Here is a 3,871-nt window from a genome sequence, read left to right on the forward strand (position 1 = left end):
ATGTTGGTTATTAGCAGTCCGAGAGGGGTCAGCATTCGGCGTTGGTCTAGTGCGATAGTTGTGGCTCAAAGATGAAGCAATATTGCCGATTGTTTTCAGTTTTCCTGTTCTAAGAATTACCTTACTCATATAACACATCCTATCGCTAGTTTTCCCCTAGTGTGCCACAGGGAAAAACATTAGCGAAGCGGAATGTGTACTCACTACACAATTTTAAAACTACGTTTTCAAATTATTCCATGAGCGGGGGAGATTTCTCCCCTCGACCCCTCGAAAAACGCGATGCGTTTTTAAGCCCGAACAGAAAATCCTTCGCGGATTTTAAGTCGGTCTGAATCCCATTTTTTTCAAAATCGGATTCCACGAGTTCAAGAAACTCGACACGTTTTTTGTGATAACAAATAGTCCACCAGTCTTGTGAACTTAAAGCAAATGCATCATAGACCTGGCTAGATTCTTCTTCTTGTTGATTAGCCAAATCTTCATCTTCTTCTAAATTTTTTAATCCCAATAATTCAAGCAAACCATTACTTGGTCTTATCTGTCTTGCGCCTTTAAATGCCTTCGCATATGTCCTAAAAATTCGGCTGTACTTATCAGATGTACTTACTTCCATTTGTGCCAAATCTAATACTTCCCACATGGTCAAACTCGACATATTTTTTTTACCGATCTTCATATGTGATTGAGTCAGCTCAGAAGCTAAGCCCCATTTTGCAATATAACTTGCATAGGTCTGCTCACCTGTTTTTTCCATTTTCAGGTCTACACCATATTTACGACTTGGCTTCCCAAGCCCACGTTTGACACACTTCTCAGCCCAGAACTCGTAAATCTCATCCTCAATTCTTGCTATATCTTCTTTCTGATATTCACGATCTAAAAACAGCAGTATATGCAGGTGGGGGTGAAAGCCATTTCTATCTGAATATTTGACCTCTGTTGCCGTGATCTCACCGACTACAGGGAACTGGTCTGCAAACCATTCCCGACTATTTCTATTTGTGAACAAGTAATTTTTAGCCTTTTTCATCTTGCTCAATAAGTCTTTCAGATCATCACCAAGATAGTGAGGAATAGTCAGCGTCAGCATTGCTACATGCATACCTTTTACGTTAGCTGAAGTTACCGCTTTAGCCACTAATTCTTTTTTTGCCAAACTCACTTTTTTTGAGCAATCCGGACACGTCCAAACGCTGCCACAATATTGAAGATTTCCGAAAGAAGCCCGATTTTTATCAGCGTCATAACGAACATCGACAGGTAATTCCTTATCAATACGTAATTTTCCGCAGTTACAGACACGGAATTCCTGTTTTTCTGCATTCGGGGTATAGAGGATCTGCCCAGCTTTCTCTTTTAACTGCTCGGTTTGTTTTCTGTATTCTTTGTACTGGGTATCGTCTTGCTGTAACCCTTGCTGTGACTGGGTGGAACAGAATTTAGTAATTGTTCCAAGGCGACTTTTTTTGGATGCAGGAACGCCACCAAATGACGCTAGAGCGCTGTTAGTAGAGGAAGGTAGGTTTTGATCGTTTAGATTGTTTAGCATGCTCAAGCCTATAATCAGGCTTGATGGAGAGGGAAATCACCTTTATACTGTCCGTATACATTGTGAAATCAGCACCTCAAGCCGCTGAAAGTAGCCAATCAAAAGCCTGATCCGCCAAGATATGGGGCTTTTTTTTGGTCTGTAAAAAACTAAAAGTAATATAACTTAAATATTTCTGTTATTCAAATATCTGATTTTAAAGTAAAAATTACACTAAATATTTACTCTAGTTAAATATCTAAGCCATTGTTTTCTAAGTTATTCGCACCCGTTGGGATGCTCTGTTACTCCCGTTTGAAATCAAAAGGGAGCTTGTAATCAGGGAAAAAGCATCTTAAATCGGATGATATTTGTGCCACTCGTAGACACTCGTTCACCTAAAATTTCAATTAACTGTTTAAAAGATTTCGACCTCTTGAAGTTATTTCTAAATGACCAAAAGACACAATTTGATCAACACTAATACTTATAGCATTCACAATAAAATTATTATCTTGAAGCTCTTTTAAAGCTTTTATCACATCATCAATTTCATACTCAGATAGGCTAACAATTTTATTATTCTCAACCTCTATTAAAGCAACTCTAGGATATTGAGCATTAGCAATCTCAAGTATTTTGCGTTTTAAGTCATTTAGCTGCATCTTTACCAACAAAATTAATAATTTATACAAGTCTTATTATACCACCACGCGAGCATGGAGTGGGATCAGTGCTACATCAAGCAAATTCAGACTTCCTTTTAATCAAAACCTACATCTCAAAATCATTTCCTTTTTTCTTTTCTTGCTCAAAATGAACACCTTTATCTATTTGATTTTTGTTAGATAGTTCCACCTGTTCATCATATTTTCGCTGTCTTTCCTTAGTTTGCTCATCACTCAAAAGGACATCATATTCATTCTTACACTTACCCACCAAAACATCACTTAAAGCGCGTTTTACCTCATTCGCTTTTTCATAAGCCCATGCACCACCCTCTTGTACCTGATCATCTATAATACTTTGAATTGCAACAATATATTTTGCTGATGAATCAAAATTATCATAGTAACTTGGTTTTGTTCCCCAGCCGTTGAAAGTGTCGTCATAGTCCTTATTCTTTGATTCTGCACATTGATTCAAAATAATTTCTAATTTCTTTTTAAAATCATATGCTTCTCTATCATCCATTAGCCTAAGTATCTCAGCGTATGGGTTGGTTTTCGGCTCATTGTTATCGAGCAATGCAGCATAGTTAGAACCATCTCTAACAACACCCTCTAATTTGCTCTGTATTGCGCTATAAGCCAGTTTTTCAGTTTCGGCAGTACATTCACCAACTTTATTGCGTAAATGCGCTCTATCAGCCTCTATTTGCGTTCTACGATCATTTTCTAGTGTCTTCCTAAATTCTATTGCCTGTTGTCGTTCCTGCTCTTTTGCTAACTGTTCACGGTGCGCCCTTAATTGCGCTTCAAATCGTGCATCCTCTTCCCTTTTTCTAATCAATTGATTTTTATGATCTTGTATTCGATCTTTTAAGCTCTGTTCTATTTCCTTGTAATCATTTGAAAAAAGCTCTTTAAATTCAATAATTTGAGAAAACTCATCAAGCATTTTATCAATCTTTTTTTCTAATTTTTTTATCTGTTTTACTGCATTTCTATGGGCTTCTGCCTCTTTCTCTGTCTTAATAATTTGCTCTGAAAGCTTTACAGATAGGGCTTCTTGGGCTTTTAAAGACTGCTTTTGATAGTATTCATGCTGCTCATCAAAAAGACTTCCAAAATACTTCTGTATCTTTTCATCCTTTAATGATTTTCCATCCAGTGCATGAATAGTAGATTCATTATAAGTAACTGTTTTTAAAGGTGGTTTTTGAATTAAATATTTTTTATCATCAGGCTTTTGAATTTCAGCATAAAATTCTCTAATCGTTGTATGTTCTGCCTTACTCCCCTCTAACCCTCTTTCAAGTCCTAAATGCTTAACCTCATTGTGAAAATCAGTCTGCATTTTTGATAGTTTTGCCCTACCCCCTAAAAACTCCCTAGCATTCAATTTACCCTGTGAATCAATGGGCACAACATATGCAACAAGGTGCGGAGTGGTTTCATCACGGTGGATCGAGGTACTAATAACATTTTCAGCACCATGTTTTTGTTTTAACCATTCAACTGACGTTTTAAAAAAATCTGCCTCCCTGTCTGTCCCCAAACCCGACCAATCTGGAGACATCGTTATTAAATATTCAACACATAAGACAGCATTTGAACGTGTTTTTTCAGGAAGTCGATTTTTAATACCATCTAAAACCTGTCCTGCTGTTTTTAAATC

The 3,871-nt window shown here is 37.1% G+C and carries 3 protein-coding genes; all 3 read right to left on the minus strand.

Annotated elements, in window-relative coordinates; translation table 11 throughout:
* Positions 1–232 precede the first annotated feature (232 nt).
* Positions 233–1,552, minus strand: coding sequence for a protein rep (locus tag AAV96_RS00420; protein WP_046737883.1), 1,320 nt, complete (start codon positions 1,550–1,552; stop codon positions 233–235).
* Between the two features lie 389 nt (positions 1,553–1,941).
* On the minus strand, positions 1,942–2,226 hold the full coding sequence (locus AAV96_RS00425; RefSeq protein ID WP_227505810.1) for a hypothetical protein: 285 nt from the start codon (positions 2,224–2,226) through the stop codon (positions 1,942–1,944).
* A gap of 79 nt (positions 2,227–2,305) precedes the next feature.
* Positions 2,306–3,871, minus strand: a 1,566-nt coding sequence (gene mobV, locus AAV96_RS00430) for a MobV family relaxase (protein ID WP_046737885.1), incomplete at its 5' end; no start/stop codon positions are given.

Origin of the sequence: Acinetobacter sp. AG1 (genome assembly GCF_001005525.1) — a bacterium.
Classification (GTDB): Bacteria; Pseudomonadota; Gammaproteobacteria; order Pseudomonadales; family Moraxellaceae; genus Acinetobacter; species Acinetobacter modestus.